At 66.4% G+C, this 19849-nt stretch carries 19 protein-coding genes; 1 reads left to right on the plus strand and 18 read right to left on the minus strand.

Annotation, left to right across the window (positions count from 1 at the left end):
* Positions 1–36: 36 nt before the first annotated feature.
* From OEX18_01830 to OEX18_01880, 11 genes are all read right to left on the minus strand, one after another.
* Positions 37–2022 (minus strand): bifunctional aldolase/short-chain dehydrogenase, encoded by a 1986-nt coding sequence (locus OEX18_01830; GenBank protein ID MDH4335999.1) that lies wholly within the window; start codon positions 2020–2022, stop codon positions 37–39.
* A gap of 39 nt (positions 2023–2061) precedes the next feature.
* Positions 2062–3816, minus strand: a complete 1755-nt coding sequence (locus OEX18_01835) for an FG-GAP-like repeat-containing protein (protein ID MDH4336000.1) — start codon at positions 3814–3816, stop codon at positions 2062–2064.
* A gap of 5 nt (positions 3817–3821) precedes the next feature.
* Positions 3822–5069, minus strand: coding sequence for a 4-hydroxy-3-methylbut-2-enyl diphosphate reductase (locus tag OEX18_01840; protein ID MDH4336001.1), 1248 nt, complete (start codon positions 5067–5069; stop codon positions 3822–3824).
* Between the two features lie 6 nt (positions 5070–5075).
* Positions 5076–5681, minus strand: coding sequence for a thioredoxin family protein (locus tag OEX18_01845; GenBank protein MDH4336002.1), 606 nt, complete (start codon positions 5679–5681; stop codon positions 5076–5078).
* An 88-nt stretch (positions 5682–5769) separates the two neighbouring features.
* A complete protein-coding gene (locus tag OEX18_01850; protein MDH4336003.1) occupies positions 5770–6264 on the minus strand; it encodes a nuclear transport factor 2 family protein in 495 nt (164 codons plus the stop codon).
* An 18-nt stretch (positions 6265–6282) separates the two neighbouring features.
* A complete protein-coding gene (deoC, locus tag OEX18_01855; protein ID MDH4336004.1) occupies positions 6283–6948 on the minus strand; it encodes a deoxyribose-phosphate aldolase in 666 nt (221 codons plus the stop codon).
* Between the two features lie 7 nt (positions 6949–6955).
* Positions 6956–8053 carry a cytochrome-c peroxidase gene (locus tag OEX18_01860; protein ID MDH4336005.1) on the minus strand — a complete coding sequence of 366 codons (1098 nt, stop codon included), beginning with the start codon at positions 8051–8053 and terminating at the stop codon, positions 6956–6958.
* Between the two features lie 74 nt (positions 8054–8127).
* Positions 8128–8991 carry a hypothetical protein gene (locus OEX18_01865; protein MDH4336006.1) on the minus strand — a complete coding sequence of 288 codons (864 nt, stop codon included), beginning with the start codon at positions 8989–8991 and terminating at the stop codon, positions 8128–8130.
* Between the two features lie 116 nt (positions 8992–9107).
* Positions 9108–10094 carry a hypothetical protein gene (locus OEX18_01870; GenBank protein MDH4336007.1) on the minus strand — a complete coding sequence of 329 codons (987 nt, stop codon included), beginning with the start codon at positions 10092–10094 and terminating at the stop codon, positions 9108–9110.
* Positions 10095–10150: 56 nt separating this feature from the next.
* Positions 10151–10681, minus strand: a complete 531-nt coding sequence (locus OEX18_01875) for a DUF2269 domain-containing protein (GenBank protein ID MDH4336008.1) — start codon at positions 10679–10681, stop codon at positions 10151–10153.
* Between the two features lie 78 nt (positions 10682–10759).
* Positions 10760–11191, minus strand: a complete 432-nt coding sequence (locus tag OEX18_01880; protein MDH4336009.1) for a CBS domain-containing protein — start codon at positions 11189–11191, stop codon at positions 10760–10762.
* Between the two features lie 123 nt (positions 11192–11314).
* Between OEX18_01880 and OEX18_01885 the strand changes: the two genes are divergently transcribed.
* Positions 11315–11995 carry a nitroreductase family protein gene (locus OEX18_01885; GenBank protein MDH4336010.1) on the plus strand — a complete coding sequence of 227 codons (681 nt, stop codon included), beginning with the start codon at positions 11315–11317 and terminating at the stop codon, positions 11993–11995.
* A 12-nt stretch (positions 11996–12007) separates the two neighbouring features.
* Here OEX18_01885 and OEX18_01890 read toward each other — a convergent pair whose 3' ends face one another.
* From OEX18_01890 to OEX18_01920, 7 genes are all read right to left on the minus strand, one after another.
* The gene (locus OEX18_01890) at positions 12008–13198 is read right to left on the minus strand and encodes a class I SAM-dependent rRNA methyltransferase (GenBank protein MDH4336011.1); all 1191 of its coding nucleotides are present in this window, start codon (positions 13196–13198) and stop codon (positions 12008–12010) included.
* 2 nt (positions 13199–13200) lie between these two features.
* On the minus strand, positions 13201–14274 hold the full coding sequence (locus OEX18_01895; protein ID MDH4336012.1) for a DUF933 domain-containing protein: 1074 nt from the start codon (positions 14272–14274) through the stop codon (positions 13201–13203).
* Between the two features lie 15 nt (positions 14275–14289).
* The gene (locus OEX18_01900; GenBank protein MDH4336013.1) at positions 14290–14610 is read right to left on the minus strand and encodes a non-heme iron oxygenase ferredoxin subunit; all 321 of its coding nucleotides are present in this window, start codon (positions 14608–14610) and stop codon (positions 14290–14292) included.
* Positions 14611–14650: 40 nt separating this feature from the next.
* Positions 14651–16039, minus strand: a complete 1389-nt coding sequence (locus tag OEX18_01905; GenBank protein MDH4336014.1) for an NAD(P)(+) transhydrogenase (Re/Si-specific) subunit beta — start codon at positions 16037–16039, stop codon at positions 14651–14653.
* An 18-nt stretch (positions 16040–16057) separates the two neighbouring features.
* The gene (locus OEX18_01910) at positions 16058–16321 is read right to left on the minus strand and encodes an NAD(P) transhydrogenase subunit alpha (protein MDH4336015.1); all 264 of its coding nucleotides are present in this window, start codon (positions 16319–16321) and stop codon (positions 16058–16060) included.
* Between the two features lie 40 nt (positions 16322–16361).
* A complete protein-coding gene (locus tag OEX18_01915) occupies positions 16362–17534 on the minus strand; it encodes a Re/Si-specific NAD(P)(+) transhydrogenase subunit alpha (protein ID MDH4336016.1) in 1173 nt (390 codons plus the stop codon).
* A gap of 135 nt (positions 17535–17669) precedes the next feature.
* Complete coding sequence (locus OEX18_01920) at positions 17670–19787, minus strand: FG-GAP-like repeat-containing protein (protein MDH4336017.1); 2118 nt, start codon at positions 19785–19787, stop codon at positions 17670–17672.
* Positions 19788–19849 lie beyond the last annotated feature (62 nt).

Here is a 19849-nt window from a genome sequence, read left to right on the forward strand (position 1 = left end):
ATGGCGCCGCAGGCCGCGCCGGGGCAAGGAACGTCGCTACAGGACGCGGTCGTTTCCGCCATCCACGGGAATCTGGGCGCCGGTCGTGCGCGAGAACAGGCGGCCGCACAGGGCGACGGCGAGGGCCGCGACATCGCCCGACGCCACCTCCACGCCGAGCAGGTTGCGGCGCCGGTACGATTCCACGTCCATTCCGTTCTCGGCCGCACGGGCTGCCAGCACCTCCGTGGTCCATATGCCGGTGTCGAACACATCGTTGGGGTGAAGCACATTCACCCGGATGCCGGCGGGGGCGAACTCCATCGCCGCCACCCGGGCCAGCTGGGTAAGACCCGCCTTGGCAACGGAATAGGCGGCGGCGCCCCGTCCCGGCGCGGGCACGTTCTTCGAGCCCACGATCACGATTGCAGGATCGATGCCCGATTCCAGGAATGGCAGCGCCTTCTGCAGGAGGCCGAGGTGGGCGTCCAGGTTCACGGCGACACTCTCGTTCCACCGTTCGCGGGGCAGTTCCGCGATGCGCGACGAGGCGGGAAAGATTCCCGCGTTGCTCACCAGACAGTCGATCCCCCCGAAACGGCGCACGCCATCGTGGATCGCGGCCTCGACCGCTTCGGGATCGGTCACGTCGCACACGCACGCGAGAACGCGGGGATCGTCCCAACGCGCTTCCACCGATTCGCTTCGATCCAGCGCCACCACGCACGCTCCCGCCGCCAGGAATGCCTCCGCACACGCGCGCCCGATCCCGCCCGCCGCACCGGTCACCAGCGCCACGCGTCCGGCAAACTCGCCACGCGCGGGGGCGCGTGAAAACTTGGCCTGTTCGAGTTCCCAGTATTCGACCTCGAAGATGTCGTCTTCCGGCAGCGCTTCCCAGCCACCGAGCATCTCCGCTCGTTCGATGGCGGGCAGCGTGTGCGCCACGATGTCCGCCGCCACCGCCGCGTCACCGTACGACGCGGCGAAGGTGACGGTGCCCCGCTCCTTCCACAGTGCCCATCGCGGCGCCGGGTCCAGCGCCTGCAGCGAGCCGCTGGTGTTGGCGTCGAAGTACGCGCGGTACGCCTGCGCGAACGCCGCGACGGCGTCCGCCGGGTCGGCCTCACCGTCGAGTACCACCGGGGTGCGGCGGGTGCGGATCACGTGATCGGGGGTGAGCGGACCCCGCGTCGCGATGTCGGCGGCGTCCTGCCGGCTCGAGAAGGCAACGTTCGAGGCGGAGGTGTCGGCACGCGCCACCATCGGCGTGCCGGCAGCGCGCGATACCGCACGGCGGGCCCGAGCCAGTACGCGCAGGTCCGCGGCGTTCAGTTGGTGTGGCGCCTCCCCGGCTTCCTCCCACGGCGCGTGCACGTCCAGGTAGTCCTCGGCCTCCGTCACCAGTTGGATCATGCGCTCGTAGCTGGTGCGCGCGTCGTCCCCGAAGGTGAACACCCCGTGGTTGAGCAGGATGATGCCCTCCATCTCCGCCCAGTCCACGTCGCGCGTCATGTCGAAGACCTCACGCGCCAGCACGAAGCCGGGCATGACGTAGGGCACGATGAAGATGCGGTTGCCGTAGATCTCGCCGATGCGCTCCACCCCGTTGGGCGAGTTGGTGATGGTGACGACGGCGTCGGCATGGGTGTGATCGACGAAGGCGAACGGAATGATGGCGTGGAGAATGGCTTCGACCGACGGTGTGGGCGCCCCCGGGTCGAGCAGCAGCGCGCGCAGCATGGTAACCATGCGCGTGTCGGTGAGGGCGGTGAGTTCCGCCATGCGGCGCACGCCCTCGAGACGCAGGGGCGCAAAGCCACCGCGTTCGATGGTGGCCAGGTCCCAGCCGCTTCCCTTCACCCAGATGGCGTCCTGCGGGTCGCCAAACACGTCCGGCGCCGCGGCCTTCACCGAGGTATTGCCACCGCCGTGCAGAACCAGGGACGATTCGCTGCCGATCAAACGGGACGTGTAGACGCGGAGCGCGAGCGCATCATCGCCGGCGGCGGGCGCGTCGGCTTCTTCCCACTGGCTTCTCAATGGCAGACCTCCACCGGGCGACTCTAGCCCCGTGGGCGCCTACTTGAGAAGCACCAACTTTCGGGTCAGAACCTCGGCGCCGGCATCGAGGCGGCAGAAGTACACCCCCGAGCCCACCCGCTCGCCGCGCGCATCGGCGCCGTTCCAGCGCACGCGGTGTGCGCCCGCGGGCAGCGCCCCCCGCCGCAGGGTAACGACGTGCGCGCCGGATGCGTCGAAGATCGCCAGCGTCGCGTCGGCGGCCCGGGTCAGTTCGAAGCGGATTTCGGTGGCCGGATTGAAGGGGTTGGGGCTGTTCTCCAGCGACAGCAGCGCCGCGCGGGGCGCGGTCGTCACCGCGGTGGCGGGAACGTCGTTGTCGTAGAGGTAGATCCAGTCGTCGATCTCATCCAGCCCGCTGAGGTCGAGGTCGCCGTCGTTGTCGCGGTCGTGCAGCAACGCGCACGAACCCGCGGTGCTGGCCAGCAGCGTGCGCGCATTGGCGAAGGTGGCGCCGGTGTTCTCGTACAGCGTCCACGTGCCGGCCGTGTAGTTGCTCGTCACCAGCTCGAGGTCGCCGTCGCCGTCGATGTCGCCGGTGTCGATCGCCAGCGGGAACAACCCCACCGTCTTGTAGTACGGCGCCGCCAGCCCGCCCGCGCCGTCGCCCAGCAGCACCGCAAGCCGGCTCTGGTTGGTGTTGCAGATGGCGGCGTCGACGTTGCCGTCGCCGTTGAAGTCCCCCACCACCATCTGCCAGGGCTGCCCGCCGCCGGCGGTGGGCGTCTGCGCCGCCAGGTCGCCGTTGCCGTCGCTCAACATCACCACGATGTTGTAGGGAGACGAGAAACAGCCCACGAACACGTCCTGCAGGCCGTCGTTGTTGGCATCGGCCACCGCGATGGAGAACTCATTGGCGCCGGCCTCGCGCGCCACCGCGCTCGCGAAGGTGCCATCGCCGTTGTTGAGCAGGATGCTCACCGTGCTCGCGAAGCGGTTGGCGGTGACGATGTCGTCCCACCCGTCGCCGTTGAGATCCAGCACGCCCACACCGCGCACGCTGTTGCCGGCCGTGTAGGTCGCCGAGGCCGGGAAGTCGCCGGTTCCGTCGCCGAACATCACGCTGACCGTGCTGTTGCCGGTGTTTCCAACCACCAGATCGATCTCACCGTCGTGGTCGAAGTCGGCGCCCTCGTTGGGACTCGGAACCAGGCCGCCGGGCACGGGCCTGGCGGTGAACGACGTGTACCCGCCGGCGCCGTTATTCATGAAAACGCGCACGTCGTGGGTCTGTTCGCACGGCGCGGAGAGGTCGGTCCACCCGTCGTTGTTGAGATCGCCGGCGTACGCGCCGTAGACCTGCACCCACGACTCCCCCCCCTGGCGGCAGGGCACCCGTCCGCCGTAGGTCAAATCGAGATCGCCGGGGGCGGTCTTGATCCAGAAGTTCCACGCGTAGCCCCGGGCCATCGGTTCGCCGGACGGGTTCTCGACGCCGCGGCTCACGTTGACCGTCACCCATTCGCCCGCGAAGAACGGCACGCTGGGCGTGAATTCGATGCGGGCTCCGTTTACGGTGGTAACACCGCTGGCCGGACCCGACCAGCGCCCGTAGACGCGGAAGGAAATGCCGTCGACGGTGGCGGGATCGATGGCGCGGTCGAAATCAACGCGGATCACCGTGTTGGCGGGAACGTCCACGCGCTGGGGCACGGGGTAAACAGCGGTAACCGATGGTGGGGTGGCGAAGGCGGCTCCGGCGGCCGCAACGACCAGCAGCGCGCCCACCCACGGGGTGCATGTCCAGCGTCTCATGTTGCTCATCTCCCGGTTTCGGGCACCAGCGCCGGGTAGGGCGCCAGCACGGTTTCGATATCCCGTACGTCTTCAAAAAACGAAAGCAGGCGCCGCAGCACCGCGTCCAGGATGGCGTCGGGGCACGATGCCCCGCACGTCAGCACCACGTCCAGCGGCCGCCGATCGGGCATCCAGCCGTCGGTGACGCGTTCGCTGCGCGATTCCAGCGAGAAGTGCCGCATCCGCGTGCTGGATACCAGCTCGGCCTCCCCCTGCACGAAGTACGTCGGCATCGCCTTCTGACACAGCTCGACGATGTGTGAGGTATTGGACGAGTTGTATCCACCCACCACCAGGGCGAGATCCGCGCCGTGCTCGATCAACGCGTAGGTGGCGTTCTGGTTTTCGTAGGTGGCGTAGCACAGTGTGTCGGACGTGTCGGCGAAGTGATCGGCGATGGCGTCCTCTCCGTAGCGCTCGGCCAGCGCGCGCCGCAGCTCGCGCGCGATCTCGTGCGTCTCGGTGGCGAGCATGGTGGTCTGGTTGACCACCCCCAGGCGCACCAGGTCGGTCTCCGGGTCGAAGCCCGGCGTGCACTTGTGCCCGAAGCAGCGATCGAAGTCGGCGCGGGACCGCGTTCCGCGAATCACGTCGCCCAGCAACACCGACTCGGCGTGGTCGCGTACCACCACGGTGGGCGCGGCGCGGCGGCTGTGGGAGAAGGTGGCGCGGGTTTCCTCGTGGGTATCCTTGCCGTGCACCACCACCGCGAAACGCTCTCCACCCAGCTGGGCGCTGCGCTTCCACACCTTCTCCACGAAGGGACAGGTGGTGTTGTAGCGGTACGGGTCGATGCCGAGCGCGGAGAGCTTCTCCTGCATCTCCAGGGTGGTGCCGAACGCCGGCACCACGACGATGTCGTCCGGGGTGAGCTCCTCCCACGGCACCAACTGCTCGCCCGACGGCGTAAAGAGAAAACGAACGCCTCGCTCGCGCAGGTCACCGTTCACGGTGGGGTTGTGGATCATCTCGGAGAGAAAGAACACGCGCCGGTCCCGATGCTCGGCCAGCGTGCGATACGCAATTTCCACCGCGTTCTCCACGCCGTAGCAGAAGCCGAAATGGCGCGCCAGCACCACGCGCACCGGCCCGAAATCGAGCACCGCCGGGGCAAGGTCGTGCTTGCGCGGATCCACGTCCTGGCGCGCGTGCTTCACCCGCGTGATGATGCCACCGTGGTATGCGTCGGGCGTTTCGAAGCGGCGTGCCATCGGATGCTAGCCGGACTTGCGCGCGGCGATGAAGGTGGTGAAGTAGTCCGGCTCGTTGCCCGGCTTCCACTTGATGTTGCAGCCGATGCTGGGCCGCTGCGGTTCCGGCGCCGGCCTGCCCGCCACGACCGCGTCAATGGCGGCGCGCAGGTCCGCGCCGGTGACGGGGCGGCCGTTGGAGGGACGGCTGTCGTCCAGCTGGCCGCGGTAGCGCAGCTTCCGTTCGGCGTCGAACACGAAGAAGTCCGGCGTGCAGGCCGCGTGGTACGCACGCGCCACCGCCTGCGTCCCGTCGAGCAGGAAGGGAAACGCCCACCCGGCTTCCCGCACCAGCGCCGCCATCGCATCCGGCCCGTCCTGCGGGTAGGCGTCGACATCATTGGCGTTGATGGCGACGAAGTCGACGCCGCGCGCCGCATAGTCGTGCGCGAGGCGGGTGATCTCGTCCTTGACGTGGATCACGAAGGGACAGTGGTTGCAGATGAACATGACCACCAGCGTGGGCGCCTTGAAGTCCGCAAGGGAGCGCGTCGCGCCGGCGGCGGGCTCGGGAAGCGTGAAATCGGGCGCGGGCGTGCCCAGGGGCAACATGGTGGAGGGCGTCTGGACCATCAGAACTCGCTTTCCTGGTTCTAGTTCACATTGTGCGGCGCGGCCGCTCCACGTCGCCCCTCGAAGGTAATCTCGATCCCGGGCCGAATCAAGGCGCCTTGCGATCCCCCACCGTCTCCTGCATCACGATCTCCGGCATGGTGGTTGACTGGTATGACACCAGGCGGTGCTGCCCCTGCACGGGGACGTAGACCACCACGTAACGGCTGCGCGAAATGAACGCCTTGCCCGACGAGGTCAGCTCAATGGCCTGGACACCGGTCCCCACCACCGTGGCCCCGTACACGTGGTAGGAGACAGACTCCACCTTGAACGCCACGTACTGGATGTCGCCTCGCGACAGCATTTCCATCAGGTCATCGCGCGTCTGCGCAAGACCGGTGGAGTGGATGTACGTCATGTCGTCGGCGAAGATCCCCGAAAGAACCTCCGCGTCCACCGACACCATCGCGTGCTGGCGTGCGTGCTCGAGTTCCTCCACCGCCGCAATGGCCGCCTTCCCCGAGGGAGCGTCGGCCCTCGCGGCCGGTGCGGTGGTGACGCCCATACTCAGAACCAGAAGTGCCGCCCACATCGTTCGCATCGAACCGCCTCCTCGTTTTCAGGTTTTCGGCGCCCCGCGCAGGATCTCCGCCGAAGCACTCGCGCCGATGCGCGTCGCACCCGCATCGATCATGGCCACCGCGGCCGCGTAGTCACGAATCCCGCCCGCCGCCTTGATCCCGACTCCGTCCGGAAGCGCCCGTCGCATCAGGCGCACGTTCTCAACCGTGGCACCGGCGGCCGCGAACCCGGTCGAGGTCTTCACCAGATCCGCGCCGCCTGCAACCGAGAGCCGGCAAGCAAGCAGGATCTCCTCCGGCGAGAGCAACGCCGTTTCGATGATCACCTTGAGCAGACATCCGCTATTACGGTGCACCACCACCGCCACCGCCTGGATGTCCGCGCCCACCGCGCCTTCATCGCCATCCTTGAGCGCCCCGATATGCATCACCATGTCCACTTCGGATGCGCCGGCCAGCAGCGCGTCGCGCGCCTCCGCACACTTGGCCGCCGTGGTGGTGTTGCCGTGGGGAAAGCCGGCCACCGTCACCACGCCCACCGCGTCCCGCACCCGGGCCCGCGCCCGCGGCACCCACACCGGCGCCACGCAGACCCGCATGCCGAACGCGAGCGCGGTATCGCAGGCCGCGTCGATGTCCCCCGCGCCCGCGCCGGGAGCGAGGCAGGTATGATCGATCAACGCCGCAAGCGCCCGGCGGTCCATGCGCGCATTATCGCCCGTTTGTGACGGGCGTGGCAACCGGCGCCAGAAACGGATTGGACAGATCCGGATTGAACAGGAAGTCCGGGTCGGTCAGGGTTTGCAGGAAGACGATCAGCGTGTCGATCTCCCCCGGCCTCATCGGTGGGCGGGTGAGCCGCGCGCGAATGAGCGGGTCAACGTCGTCCCCATCGTGGAACCCCATGTTGTAGTGGGCGATCACTTCCTCCAGGGTGGCAAAGCGGCCGTCGTGCATGTAGGGCGACGACACCTCGATGTTGCGCAGTGTGGCGGACTTGAACTTGCCGATGTCGGCGGGATCACCGGTGACGTCGTAACGGCCGTCGTCGGCCACGATGGAATCCAGCCCCGTGTTGTGGAAAGTGCTGGTGGCAAAGAACAACTCGTCGTGACAATGGAAACAGTCCCCGCGCTCGGTGCGAAAGATGTCGTACCCCATCTGCTCGACCGGCGTGAACACGTCCTCGCCGCGGCGCACACGGTCATACTTGGAATTCGCGGAGATGAACGTCCGCTCGAACTGGGCGATGGCCTTCACCACCCGGTCCTGGCTGATGCGGCTGTCGCCGAAGGCGGCACAGAACAGGCCGGGGTACTCGGCATGGTTCTCGAGGCGCGCAATGGCGTCGGGCCAGGGCAGGTCCATCTCGATCGGATTGGGGACCGGCTCGCGCGCCTGGCCCTCCAGGCCGGCCGCGCGCCCGTCCCAGAACATCTCGGATACCCACGCCGGATTGACGATGGTGGGCGCGTGACGGCTGCCAAATACGCCGTGAATCCCCTCGCTGAAACGGCGGGTGTCGCCAAACGCGTTCTGCTGGATGTGGCACTGCGCGCAGGCCTGACTGCTGTCGCCGGAAAGGATGGGATCGTAGAAGAGCCGCCGCCCCAGCGCGACCCCTTCTACCGTCAGCGGGTTGTCCTTCGGATTGGGCAGTTCGGGAAAGTTCGCCGGCAGATCGATGACCAGCGGCGTGGCCGGAGGGCACTCGGATTCGACCGGGGGGGTGACCCCGTCGTCGCCGCCGGTACACGATGCAATGACCAGCATCGCGCACGCCCAGATCATCAGTCGTCTATTCGTCATGCTCCTGATTACTCCCGGAGCCGCGCTGCGGAGGCGTTTGAACCGAAAGCAACAATCCCGAAGGTGCCCTTGCGCTAGTGATGCCCGCCTTGCGCTTCCATAGATGCGGAGAAGCAGAAGGGGCCATTGCTCATGAGCTTGTCCTGCGCTTCGAGGTTCCCCATGATCATGGCTGGGTAGTCGGTGAAATCATACTGGGTATCGTTGCCGTCGGCCGGCGCATGATCCGTATACCAGCCGTTGAGTTCCACGTGCAGCGTCACTTCGCCGGAACCGCCCTCGTGTATGTGGGTGGGGGTGACCGGCAGGTCTACGCTGAAGTGGTGGTGATGCGGCGTCGCGTCCACAATGCCCGGAAACATGGGGTTGGTCCCGTCCAGCTGGCGCGCGCCGGTGTGCGTGGTATACCCGGCCGTCGCGCCGCCGGGCGTCTGTTCGTAGTTCCCCTCGAGCTGCATGTAGTGATAGCCCAGGTTCGGACCCAGACCGGTGGGCCAGGCCATCTCGGTGTGGAATTTGGTCATTGAGATGTACTTGTCGCGCACATTGCGCGTCTCGTCGAGTCCGAAGGTAAACGTAACCCGGTTCCAGTCCGCGTGCGGCACGCCACCATCGAAGTGGATGGTCTGGCTCGACGGGTCCGCGATGTTGAAGTAGTGAAGGTCCTTCAGCTTCACGTTGTTGCCCTGTTCGGAGTGGAGACGGATGTCCGTAAGCACGAAGCGCAGCACCTTGACGCTGTACTTGCGCCCTGCGGGGTTGTCGTAGGTGAGCGAGTTGAGCACCAGCGGCTGGCCGCCCACGGTGAAATCGAAAAATACGTCCACCGAGATCGGCTCTTCAGTGGCAACCGGGTCGTCTTCGCCGCAACCGGCCAGCAACAGGCTGAGCAGGGTGGCGAGGACGGCGGCGAGGCGAAGGATTCCGGTGCGGCTCATGGCAATCGTCTCCTTGGAAGGTCAGGCGTCGGGGGGCGCCGGCAACGCACGGGGACGCGTCGGTAATGGTAAATTATAGCGCCATGAACGGCGCGGTACAAGGCAGGTCTGCGCCCTCACGGCCCGGCCATTATCTCGTAGGTTCCCAGCAGGGTGTATCGGGCCACGGTTCCCGCGCTGCCCGCAAAGTAGGTGTTCGAGCAATGGACCGTGCCGGACGCCGTGCGCGCCGGAAACGGCAGGGGGCAGATGGTCGCCCAGATCGCCTCGAAGCGCCCGTTGGGAACCGGGACGATGGGCCGCCACGCAGTCTGGTCGTAGAAGAGAACCGAGTCGGCGTCGCCCACGGTGAATACGTACGCGCTGTCGCTGCCGAACACGTCGTACAGGTCGTCGGTGCGGGGCGAGGTCATCGGCACCCACCCACTGCCCCGGTTCTGCCAGATCTCCCCGCCGTCCCCCACCGCGAACCAGTCGTCGGGCTTGTCCGCCCACACCGCACGCAGCGTCGCGGACGTAAACGGGGCCTCCCGCGCCCACGTTCCCGACACGCGGTGGATGACCTCGCCCGCGACACCCACCGCCCACGCCTCGCCGGTGCCGGTCGCCCACACGCCGCGCAGATCCACGCCGGTGGCACCGCTCATGTCCTGCCAGCCACTGCCGTCGTTCTCGAGGATCACGCCGCCGTCGCCGACCACGATCATGTTGGCCGTGGATGCGCCGTAGAGCGAGCGCAGTGTGCGGGTGGTCGGGGACGCCTCAACCACGAAGTCCGTACCGTCGAAGCGCAGGATGGTGCCGTCCTGCCCCACCGCAACCGCGGCACTCGCGCCAAAGCCCGCTACGTCGAAGAGCGTCTTCCGGGTGGGGGACGGGAACGCGCGCCACGCCGTGCCACGGTAGCGCAGAATGGTTCCGCCATCGCCCACCGCGAACTGGTCGAACTCGGTCCAGCCACCGATGCCGTGCAGGTTGGGCGGGTTGGCGGGCGCGGGCTGGGCAGGGTCGTCGCCGCAGGCGGGCAGCACCAGCACCAGCAATAGCAACCATGCCGCGTTGAGGGCGGCCAGCCTCGAGGGCAGGAACGCGAACGGGATCATGCGGGGATTGTATCGCCCCCCGTGGCCCCCTGCCCACCCCTTTGCCGGTGTGGCGCTCAGCGCAGATCCGGCTTGGCCACCATGAGGATGAGTGTGACCAGCGGCAGGAGCGTCGCAATGCCACCCCAGCGGAACCAGAGCGCGAGCAGACCGTCCACCTGTGGGGGCACCGCGGACCCCGGCGGGGTGGCCTTCATCAGCGCCGACATGCGGCGCTGCAACGGGACGAGGATGGCGCCCCAGATGATGCCGCTGACAACGAACAGGCCGATGGAGACGAACAGCCACATCGCGTGCGCCTTGAAGAACGGCGTGCCCAGGATGCCACCGTTGAGAACCAGCAGCAGCACGCCCGGCATGGTGAAGATGGTGTCCGTCACGACGATGCCGCGCACGCCGAGGCGCAACGCCTCGGTGTGCTTCGCGCGCCGGGCCATGCTGGCCCACGCCGCGGTCACCATGATGTTGCCCATGAAGAGCACGGCACCGAAGATGTGCATGAAGAGGTTCCAGCGGTAGCCGTAGAACGGAAGCGAAAGCGCGATCGCGATGATCACGCCCACGATCAGGATACGATTGGTATTCACGCAGGCACTCCTTGCAGCGGGTCGCGGGGATCGTAACCGCAACCGCGCCGGGGGCGCAACCGCTTATCCGGCGGACCCTCAGCGCCCCGCGATGAAGTGCTCCAGCTGTTCGATGATGAACTCCTGGTGGGAGATGACCGCCTTGACGACATCGCCAATGGAAATCACGCCGTCCAGGCGTCCGTCCTGCAGAACCGGAAGGTGGCGCACACTCTTGCTGGTCATCAGCGCCATGCACTCCTCGATGCGGTGGTCAGGGGACACGTAGTACACCTTGGAGGTCATGATGTCGCCCACCGCCGTCTGGCGCGAGTTCTTGCCGGCGAGCACCACCTTGCGCGCGTAGTCACGCTCGGAAATCACACCCACCAGTTTCTCATTCTCGACCACCATGAGCGCGCCCGCGTGACGAGTCGACATCAGTTCCAGCGCCTGAAACACGCTGTCACCCGGCGACACCGACCACACCTGGCGTCCCTTGGAATCCAGCACATCGCGAACGGTAATCATCATTCCCTCCTTGTATGACTCCTCAAGGTTAGCGCAGGGCACCCGTTGAGGCCAACTGTTTATTGTATAGTTACATTATTCACGAACTTGCCGCTGGACGGCCCCGCGCGTAGAATGGCCGTCATGAGCCACCATCCTCCCGGCCACGGGCCGGCATTCAAGAGTGTTCCCCTCGACTTCGTACGCCGTGATGACGCCGAGATGGCGGCACGTGCCCGCGAGTTCCTCACCGAAGCAAGGTCGCGCCGGTCGGTACGGCATTTCGCACCCGATCCCGTTCCGCGCGACGCGCTGCTCGACTGTATCGACGCGGCCGCGCAGGCGCCGTCGGGCGCCAACAAGCAACCGTGGACCTTCGTGCTGGTCACCGACCCGGAGCTCAAACGCCGCATTCGCGCGGCGGCGGAGGAGGAGGAGCGCGCACACTACGGCGGCCGGGCCTCGGAACGCTGGCTGGCCGACCTCGAGCCGCTGGGCACCGACGAGAACAAACCGTTTCTGGAAATCGCCCCCGCGTTGATCGTGGTGTTCGCGCAACGGCACGGGCCAACCGCGGCGGACCTGCACTACTATGTGAACGAGTCGGTTGGGATCGCCACCGGCATCCTCATCGCGGCGTTGCACCACGCGGGGTTCGCCACGCTCACGCACACGCCGAGTCCCATGAAGTTTCTGGGCGAAATTCTGGGCCGCCCCGCCAACGAACGGGCCTACCTGCTCATTCCAGTGGGTCTGCCGGCGGCGGGCTGCCGCGTGCCGGGCATTACGCGCAAGGGGCGCGGGGAGTATCTGGTCGAGGTGTAGGGAGACCGCCCGTCACATGACGCGGCAGACGAGGCCCTTGAGGTATTCGGACTCGGGGAACGAGGCAAGAACCGGATGATCCTCCGCCTGCCCCAGGCGCTGGAGAATCTGGACATCCCGCCGCGCATCGATACCGGCCCACGCCACCGCCAGCGTGAATGACGCGATATCCGCCGCCTGCGAACAGGAGAACGTGGCCAGGGTGCCACCAGGCTCCAGCAGTTCCATGGCCACCCGGTTGATGTCCTTGTAGGCACGCAACGCCTTGTCGAGCTGGTGGCGGCTGCTGGCAAACTTCGGCGGGTCCAGCACCACCAGGTCGAAGCGCCGGCCCTTGCTGCGGAGCAGTCGCAGCGATTCGAAGGCATCCCCCTGCAACTGCTCGCACGCCGCGGGGTCGAGACCGTTGGCTTCCAGATTGAGGCCCAGCGTCTGCAGGGCCGGTCCCGATGAATCGGCGAACACCACCGAGGCCGCGCCGCCGCTCAGCGCGCCCACGCCGAACCCGCCCGTGTTGCAGAACACGTCCAGAACCCTCGCGTTGCGTGCACGCGCCGCCACCGTGGCGCGGTTGCAGCGCTGGTCGAGGTAGAAGCCCGTCTTCTGCCCGCTGCCCACGTTGACCACGAAGCGCAGCCCGTTCTCGCGCACGCGCACCGCCTCCGCCACCGCGTTGGCGTCGCCACGCACGCACCCGACGGAGGCGGCGAGCCCCTCCCGGGAGCGCGACGACGTGTCGCTGCGCTCGAAGACACAACGCGCGCCGGTGCCCTCCGCCAGGGCGTCGAGGATCACCTCGCGCACGCGTTCCACGCCGGCCGTCAGGAACTGCACCACCACCACCTCGCCGTAGCGATCCGCCACCAGGCCCGGCAGCAGGTCCGCTTCGGCGTGCACCAGCCGGTACGCATCGGTGTCCGCATCCGCGGACAACGCGCCGCGCCGTGTCAGCGATTCCAGCACACGCGCGTGCCAGAAGGCCTCGTCGATGGGCCGGTCTTCCCAGGCAAGCACGCGCACCCGGATGCGCGACTGCGCGTTGTAGTAACCGCGCGCGAGAAACTTTCCGTGCGCATCCAGCACGTCCACGATGGCACCCGCGTCCGGATCGCCGGAAACGCTGCCGACCGCTCCCGAGAACACCCACGGGTGCCGGTGTCGCAGCGACTTTTCGCGGTTGGGAATGAGTGTGACCGAGGCCATGGTCACACGTTGAAGCGGATGGCCAGGATGTCCCCGTCTTCAACCGGGTAGTCCTTGCCCTTGAGGTAGTACTTGCCGGTGGCCTTGAGCTTGTCCTCGCTGCCCGCGGCGATGAGGTCGTCGTACTTCATCAACTCGGCGCGGATGAAGCCCCGCTGCAGGTCGCTGTGGATGGCGCCCGCCGCCTCCGGTGCCAGTGCGCCGCGGCGCACGAACCACTGGCGTACCTCGTCCTCACCCACGGTGAAGAAAGACTGCAGCCCCAGCGCCTGGATGCAGCGCGACGTCAGCAGGTGCATCGCGGGTTCGGTGATGCCGAGGTCTGCCATGAACGCCGCGCGCTCCTCGGCGCTGTCCAGTTGCCCGATCTCCGCCTCGGCGCGCACGGCGAGCTGCACCATCGACAGGCCCAGTTGGCCGAACGCCGCTTCCAGTTCGTCGCGCAGAACGGTGTTCCCCACCGCGTCATCGGCCACGTTGAGTGCGGCGATGAGCGGGCGCCGGGTCAGGAACGGGTAACTGGCGACGATGGCCTCGTCCTCGCCGGAAACGTCGAGGCGGCGCAGGGGCTCTTCGCGCTCCAGCGCCTCGCGGAATCGCGTCAGCAGGTGCTTTTCCTTCTCGGCGCGGTCGTCCTTGCCCTTCTTGAGATTCTTGTCGATGCGGTCCAGCCGCTTTTCGATGAACACCAGGTCGTGGAGCACCATTTCCCCGTGCACGAATTCGATTTCACGCCGCGGATCCGGGGCACCCCAGATGTGATAGATGGACGCGTCATCGAAGGCACGTACCACGTGACAGTACGCGTCGATCTCGGAAAGTTCCTTTAGCGCTTCGCCCTGGGAAAGGGTGTTCTCCTCGATGGCGGGTAGCAGCACCACCTCCAGGCGTGCGCGCACCTGGCGCTTGGGGCGGTACAGTTCTACCAGGCGGTCGAAACGCGGGTCCTGCACGTCACCCACGCCGCGCGCGGGCTGGCGCGGGTCGGCGTGGCCGGAGAGCGCCGCCGGGCCGACGAGCAGGGAAAACAGGGTCTTCTTACCGGTCTGCGGGAGACCGATGATTCCGATCTTCATGCGGCTCCAGGAACCCTACTTGGAGGGAAGTTCGATGTAGAGGCTCTCGCCCTCTAGAATGACGGCATAGGTCGGCACAGGCAGTTCGGCGGGAGACTCCAGCGCATCGCCCGACTCGAGAGAAAAAACCGCGTTGTGGAGCGGGCACTCGACCGTGCACTCGTTCTCGTCCAGGTAGCCGTCCGATAACTCGGAATGCGCATGGGTACACTCGTTGCCGATGGCGTAGAAGCGTCCCGCAACGTTGGCGATGAGGACCGGTTCCCCGTCCACCTCGAAGGCCCGCATACCACCAGACGGCACCTCGCTGGCGTGACAGACGTGGACCTTCTTCATGACCCTTCCGGCACCACTGACGACGCGGCCGCGCCGGGGGCTAAGCGGCTTCCTTGACCGCGCCGATCATGTCGGTAATGGCCTTCTTGCCGTCGGAGAAGAACATCAGCGTGTTGTCCGCGGCGAACAACGGGTTGGGAATGCCCGCGAAGCCCGGGCTGAGGCTGCGCTTTACCACGATCACGGTGCGCGCCTTGTCGACATCGATGATGGGCATGCCCGCGATGATGCTCTTGGGGTCGCGCGCCACCGGGTTCACGACGTCGTTGGCGCCGATCACGATGCAGACGTCCACCGTTTCCATGGTCGGGTTGATGGCATCCATCTCCACGAGCTTGTCGTAGTCCACGTTGGCTTCCGCCAGCAGGACGTTCATATGGCCGGGCATGCGCCCCGCCACCGGGTGAATGGCGTATTCGACCACGACGCCCTTGGACTCGAGCAGGTTGGCGAGGTCACGCACGGCGTGCTGCGCCTGCGAGACCGCCATGCCGTAGCCCGGGACGATGACCACGCGCTGCGCGGTGTCGAACAGCATTGCGATTTCCTCGGCCGAGGTCGACTTGATCTTGCCGGCATAGACATCGTCGCCGCTGCCACCGTCGACGGCGGTGAACTTTGCGAACAGGACGTTGGCCAGTGAGCGGTTCATGGCCCGGCACATAATCTCACTGAGAATGAGCCCCGAAGCGCCCACCAGCGAGCCGGAAATAATGAGTGCGTTGTTGCTGAGGACAAAACCGGTCGCGGCCGCGGCCAGCCCGGAGTACGAGTTCAGCAGCGCGATCACCACCGGCATGTCGGCGCCGCCGATGGGCAGCGTCAGCGTGAACCCCAGGATCGATGCCACACCCACCAGCATCCAGTAGGGCAGCATGTTGGACGGGTCGCGCACGAACATGACGCCCAGCACGAGGCACACGATGCCCAGTGCGGCGTTGAATGCGTTCTGCATCGGAATCCGGTATGGATTGCCCTTGATGACGAATTCCTGCAGCTTGGCAAAAGCCACCAGGCTTCCGAAGAATGTCACGCCGCCGATGATTCCGGAGGCAACGGTTGCGATGGTCATCTGCAGGCTGTCGATGGGCCCGCCGCTGTTGGCTTCGATCAGCACCGCGCCGGCCACCAGCACCGACGCACCGCCGCCGAACCCGTTGAGCAGCGCCACCATCTGCGGCATCGCGGTCATCGCGATGCGCAGCGCCATCACCGCGCCGGCCACCGCACCCACCGCAAAACCGGCCGCAATCACCGTGTAACTCACCACGTGGCGGTCCACCAGGGTGGCCACGATGGCGACCAGCATGCCGAGCGCACCCATCAGGTTGCCCTTGATGGCCGTGCGCGGGTGCGCCAGCATCTTGAAGCACATGATGAAGAGAACGGCCGCTACCACATATGCAACATTGATTATTGATTCGCGCATTGCTTACCGCCCCGCTCCTTACTTCTTCCGGAACATTGCCAGCATACGATTGGTGACAAGAAACCCGCCCACCACGTTGATGGTGGCGAACGCCACCGCCACGAACGCCAGCGAGGTGGTCAACATCTTGTCCGTCGACCCTGCCGCCAGCATGGCGCCGATGATGGTGATGCCGGATACCGCGTTCGACCCCGACATGAGCGGGGTGTGCAGCGTGGGCGGCACCTTCTGGATCACTTCGAATCCAACGAAGACCGCCAGCACGAACACCGTTAGAATCATCACGAAAGAATCCAAGACCTGACCTCCCGTCGATTCCGGTTCAGCTCGCCACGGCGGCCATTCCCAGCCGCTCGCGGAGCACCGGATTGACCACGTCGCCATCGCGGGTCACCATGGTGCCCCGCACGATCTCGTCCTCCATGGAGAGATCGATGACGCCCTTCTTTACGAAATTCTGCACGAACGACGTCACGTTGCGCGCAAACATCTGGCTGGCGTGGTACGGCACCGTGGCGGCCAGGTTGGTCGGCCCCATGACCTTCACGCCGTGCACCTCCACCGTCTCGCCCGCGCGGGTCACGTCCACGTTGCCACCGCGTTCGGCCGCCAGGTCGATTACCACCGAGCCCGGTGCCATGGCCTTGAGCATGTCGCCGGTGATGAGAACGGGCGCCTTCTTGCCCGGGATGGCCGCGGTGGTGATGACGAAGTCGCTGGCCGCGACCACCTTGGCCATCAGTTCGCGCTGGCGCCGGTAGAAGTCCTCGCCGAGTTCCTTCGCGTAGCCACCCTTGTCCTCGGCGTCTGCGGTCTCGACGGGCAGTTCCACGAACTTGCCGCCGAGGCTCTGGATCTGCTCCTTGACCGCGGGGCGCACGTCGTAGGCGTGTACCACCGCGCCGATGCGCTTGGCGGACGCGATGGCCTGCAAACCTGCCACGCCCGCACCAACCACGAAAGCCTTGGCCGGCGTAATGGTTCCGGCGGCGGTCATCATCATGGGAATCATGCGCGGCAACGCATCGGCGGCCATCAGCACCGCCTTGTAACCGGCGATGGTCGCCATCGACGACAGTACGTCCATGGCCTGTCCGCGCGTAATGCGCGGGATGAGTTCGAGCGCAAACAGCACGGCGCCCGTGGAAGCATATTCTCGAATCGCCTCCGGCTCGTTCAGCGGATCGGCCATTCCAATGATGATCTGCCCGCTGCGAACGCGGGCGCGGTCATCGCCTCCCGGATTGGCTCCCGCCACGCGCACGCACGCCACGATCTGCGACGCAAACACATCGTCGCGCGATCCCAGGGTGGCGCCCTTGTCCTGGTAGGCGCTGTCGGGGTATCCGGCTTGTTCTCCGGCGCCACGCTCGACAACCACGCGAACACCGGATTTTGAAAGAATGGAAACGACGGCGGGAACGAGCGCGACGCGTGTCTCTCCTGCAAACGTCTCGCGCGGAACGCCCAGGACGACGGTAGATGTCTCTGTCATGAATGCCCTCCCTCGCGCTGCGGCGGCGCGATCGCCATACCCTAGCACGCCCCCCGCACAAGGTGAAGCGCAAATCAGCTTCTCGCGCGCCGACCGGAGAGCAAAATGAAAAAAGGAATTACACCTGTCCAGGTGCTATTTGAGCAGGACCATTTTGCGCGTCTGCACGCCATACGCGCTTTCGAGGCGGTAGAAGTAGATGCCGGACGCCGAGTCCTGCCCCTGGTCGTCTCGGCCCGTCCACACCGCCCGATGGCGTCCGGCGGGCAGGTCGCCGTTGACCAGCACCCGCACCAGCGCCCCGGCGGCGTCGTAGATGGCCAGCCGGGCCGAGGTCGCGCCGGGCAGGTCGAACCAGATCTCGGTGCGCGGGTTGAACGGATTGGGCGCGTTCTGCATCAGCGTGTACTGCGCCACGGGGACAACGACCTCCACGGGCTCGGAACGTGCCTCCCCGGAATCCTCCACACCCGCCACCACGTACTGGTAGGCGTTTCCCCTGGGTACGCCGGCATCCACGAATTCGCGCGTGGTCACCGGCAACAGCGACTCGCCGCTCACCAGCTTCTCCGCGCCACCGCCCGTGCGCCGGTATACGCGGAAGCCGAGCACGCCCGCCTCGCGCGACGCATCCCAACGCACACGCACACCGTCATCCTCCACCGTGGCCTCGATCAGGCTGACGATCAGCGCGTTGGTCTCACCCTCGACCACCAGCAGCGTCTGCCTGCCGGCGACGTTCTCGTAGCGGTCCAGCACGCCCGACGGCCAGCGCACATCGACACGCGTGGCGGTCGTGAAACCTCCCAGGCCAAACTCCACTTCCAGGCTGGGCTGGCACAGGTAGCTCTCCCCCCCACTCACGTCGCGGAACTGCGTCACTCCGCCCGCCACCACCGTCACGCGCGCGCCGATGCCGTCACGGTTGCTCTGCGTGCCCTGCGTCTTGACCTTCAGCCAGCTGGCATTGGTGGGAACCGCGCGGTACAGCACCGACTGCGCGCGGTTGTTGCTGACGAACATGTCGACGAAACCGTCGTTGTTGTAGTCCCCCAGCGCGAGACCGTAACCGGGACCGGTGTCGCCCACGCCAGCGGCATCGGTGACATTGGTGAAGGAACCGTCACCGTTGTTGCGAAACAGCTGGTTCTTGGCCGACGAAGCCCCGGGCACGAAGTCCCAGTTCACCACGTAGAGGTCCAGGTCCATGTCATTGTCGTAGTCGAGGAAGGAATTTCCCCAGCCGTACTGCGCCACCTGCACGCCCAGTGCGGTGGCGACATTCTCGAAGGTGCCGTCGCCCCTTGCGCGCAGCAGGACGTTCTTGATGCTGGTCAGCCCGGTGGTATTGGTGAGGTACAGATCGACGAAACCATTGCCGTCGAAGTCACCCACACCGATTCCCATGGAATCGATGCTGATGTTGCTGCCTGATTCCACCGACACGTCGGTGAAGGTGCCGTCGTCGTTGTTGCGCCACAGCCGGTTGCCACCGTGCTTGTCGTTGGAGAGGTAGAGATCTACGTCACCGTCGTTGTCGTAGTCGATCCACACCGCCTCCAGTCCGGCCTTGCGGTCCGCGAGGCCGAGTTCGGCGGCGCGCTCGGTGAAGGTGCCGTCGCCGTCGTTCACGAAGAACTGGTTTTCCTCGATTCGATTGACCACGTACAGGTCCAGGTAGCCGTCGCGGTTGTAGTCGCCCCACGCGGCGCCGAAGGTGAGGTTGCCGGAAGCCATGACTGGATCCGCCACGTCGGTGAAGGTGCCGTCGCCGTTGTTACGGAAGAGCCGGTTGGGACCCCGGTGCGCTGCCACGAAGACGTCTTCGTCACCGTCGTTGTCGTAATCGGCGAACTTCACCGCGCGGTTGTTCCCGGTATCGGCGCATCCGGCGGCCTGTCCGATGTCGGTGAAGGTGCGGTCGGCATTCTGCCGGAACAGCCAGTCCCCCACACCACCCTCGTTCGCGACGAACAGGTCGAGGTCGCCGTCGCCGTCAAGATCGAAGAACGCGGCGCCGTAGCCCCAGTCCTCGTTGCCGAGGCCGTTGATCTGAAAGTCGAGTCCCGAGGTCTGCGGCGGGACCGCCGTGAATCCCCCGAACTGGGCCTGGACGGCGGCCGCCGAAAGCAGCACGCACAGCCCCACGGCCGCCGCCAACGCGCGGCGCGAGCCGTGGTCGAACCAGCCATCTCGCTGTAACGAAAGGAGTTGTATCGCCGCCCGCCGGGCCGGGCCTACCCGGGTGTCCATGGCACGATTATAACGCGGGCGGGGGAATAAGTCCACGCGCGGGGCCGGCGGCGGACGCGCAC

This window comes from Candidatus Krumholzibacteriia bacterium, from assembly GCA_029865265.1.
GTDB lineage: Bacteria > Krumholzibacteriota > Krumholzibacteriia > WVZY01 > JAKEHA01 > JAKEHA01.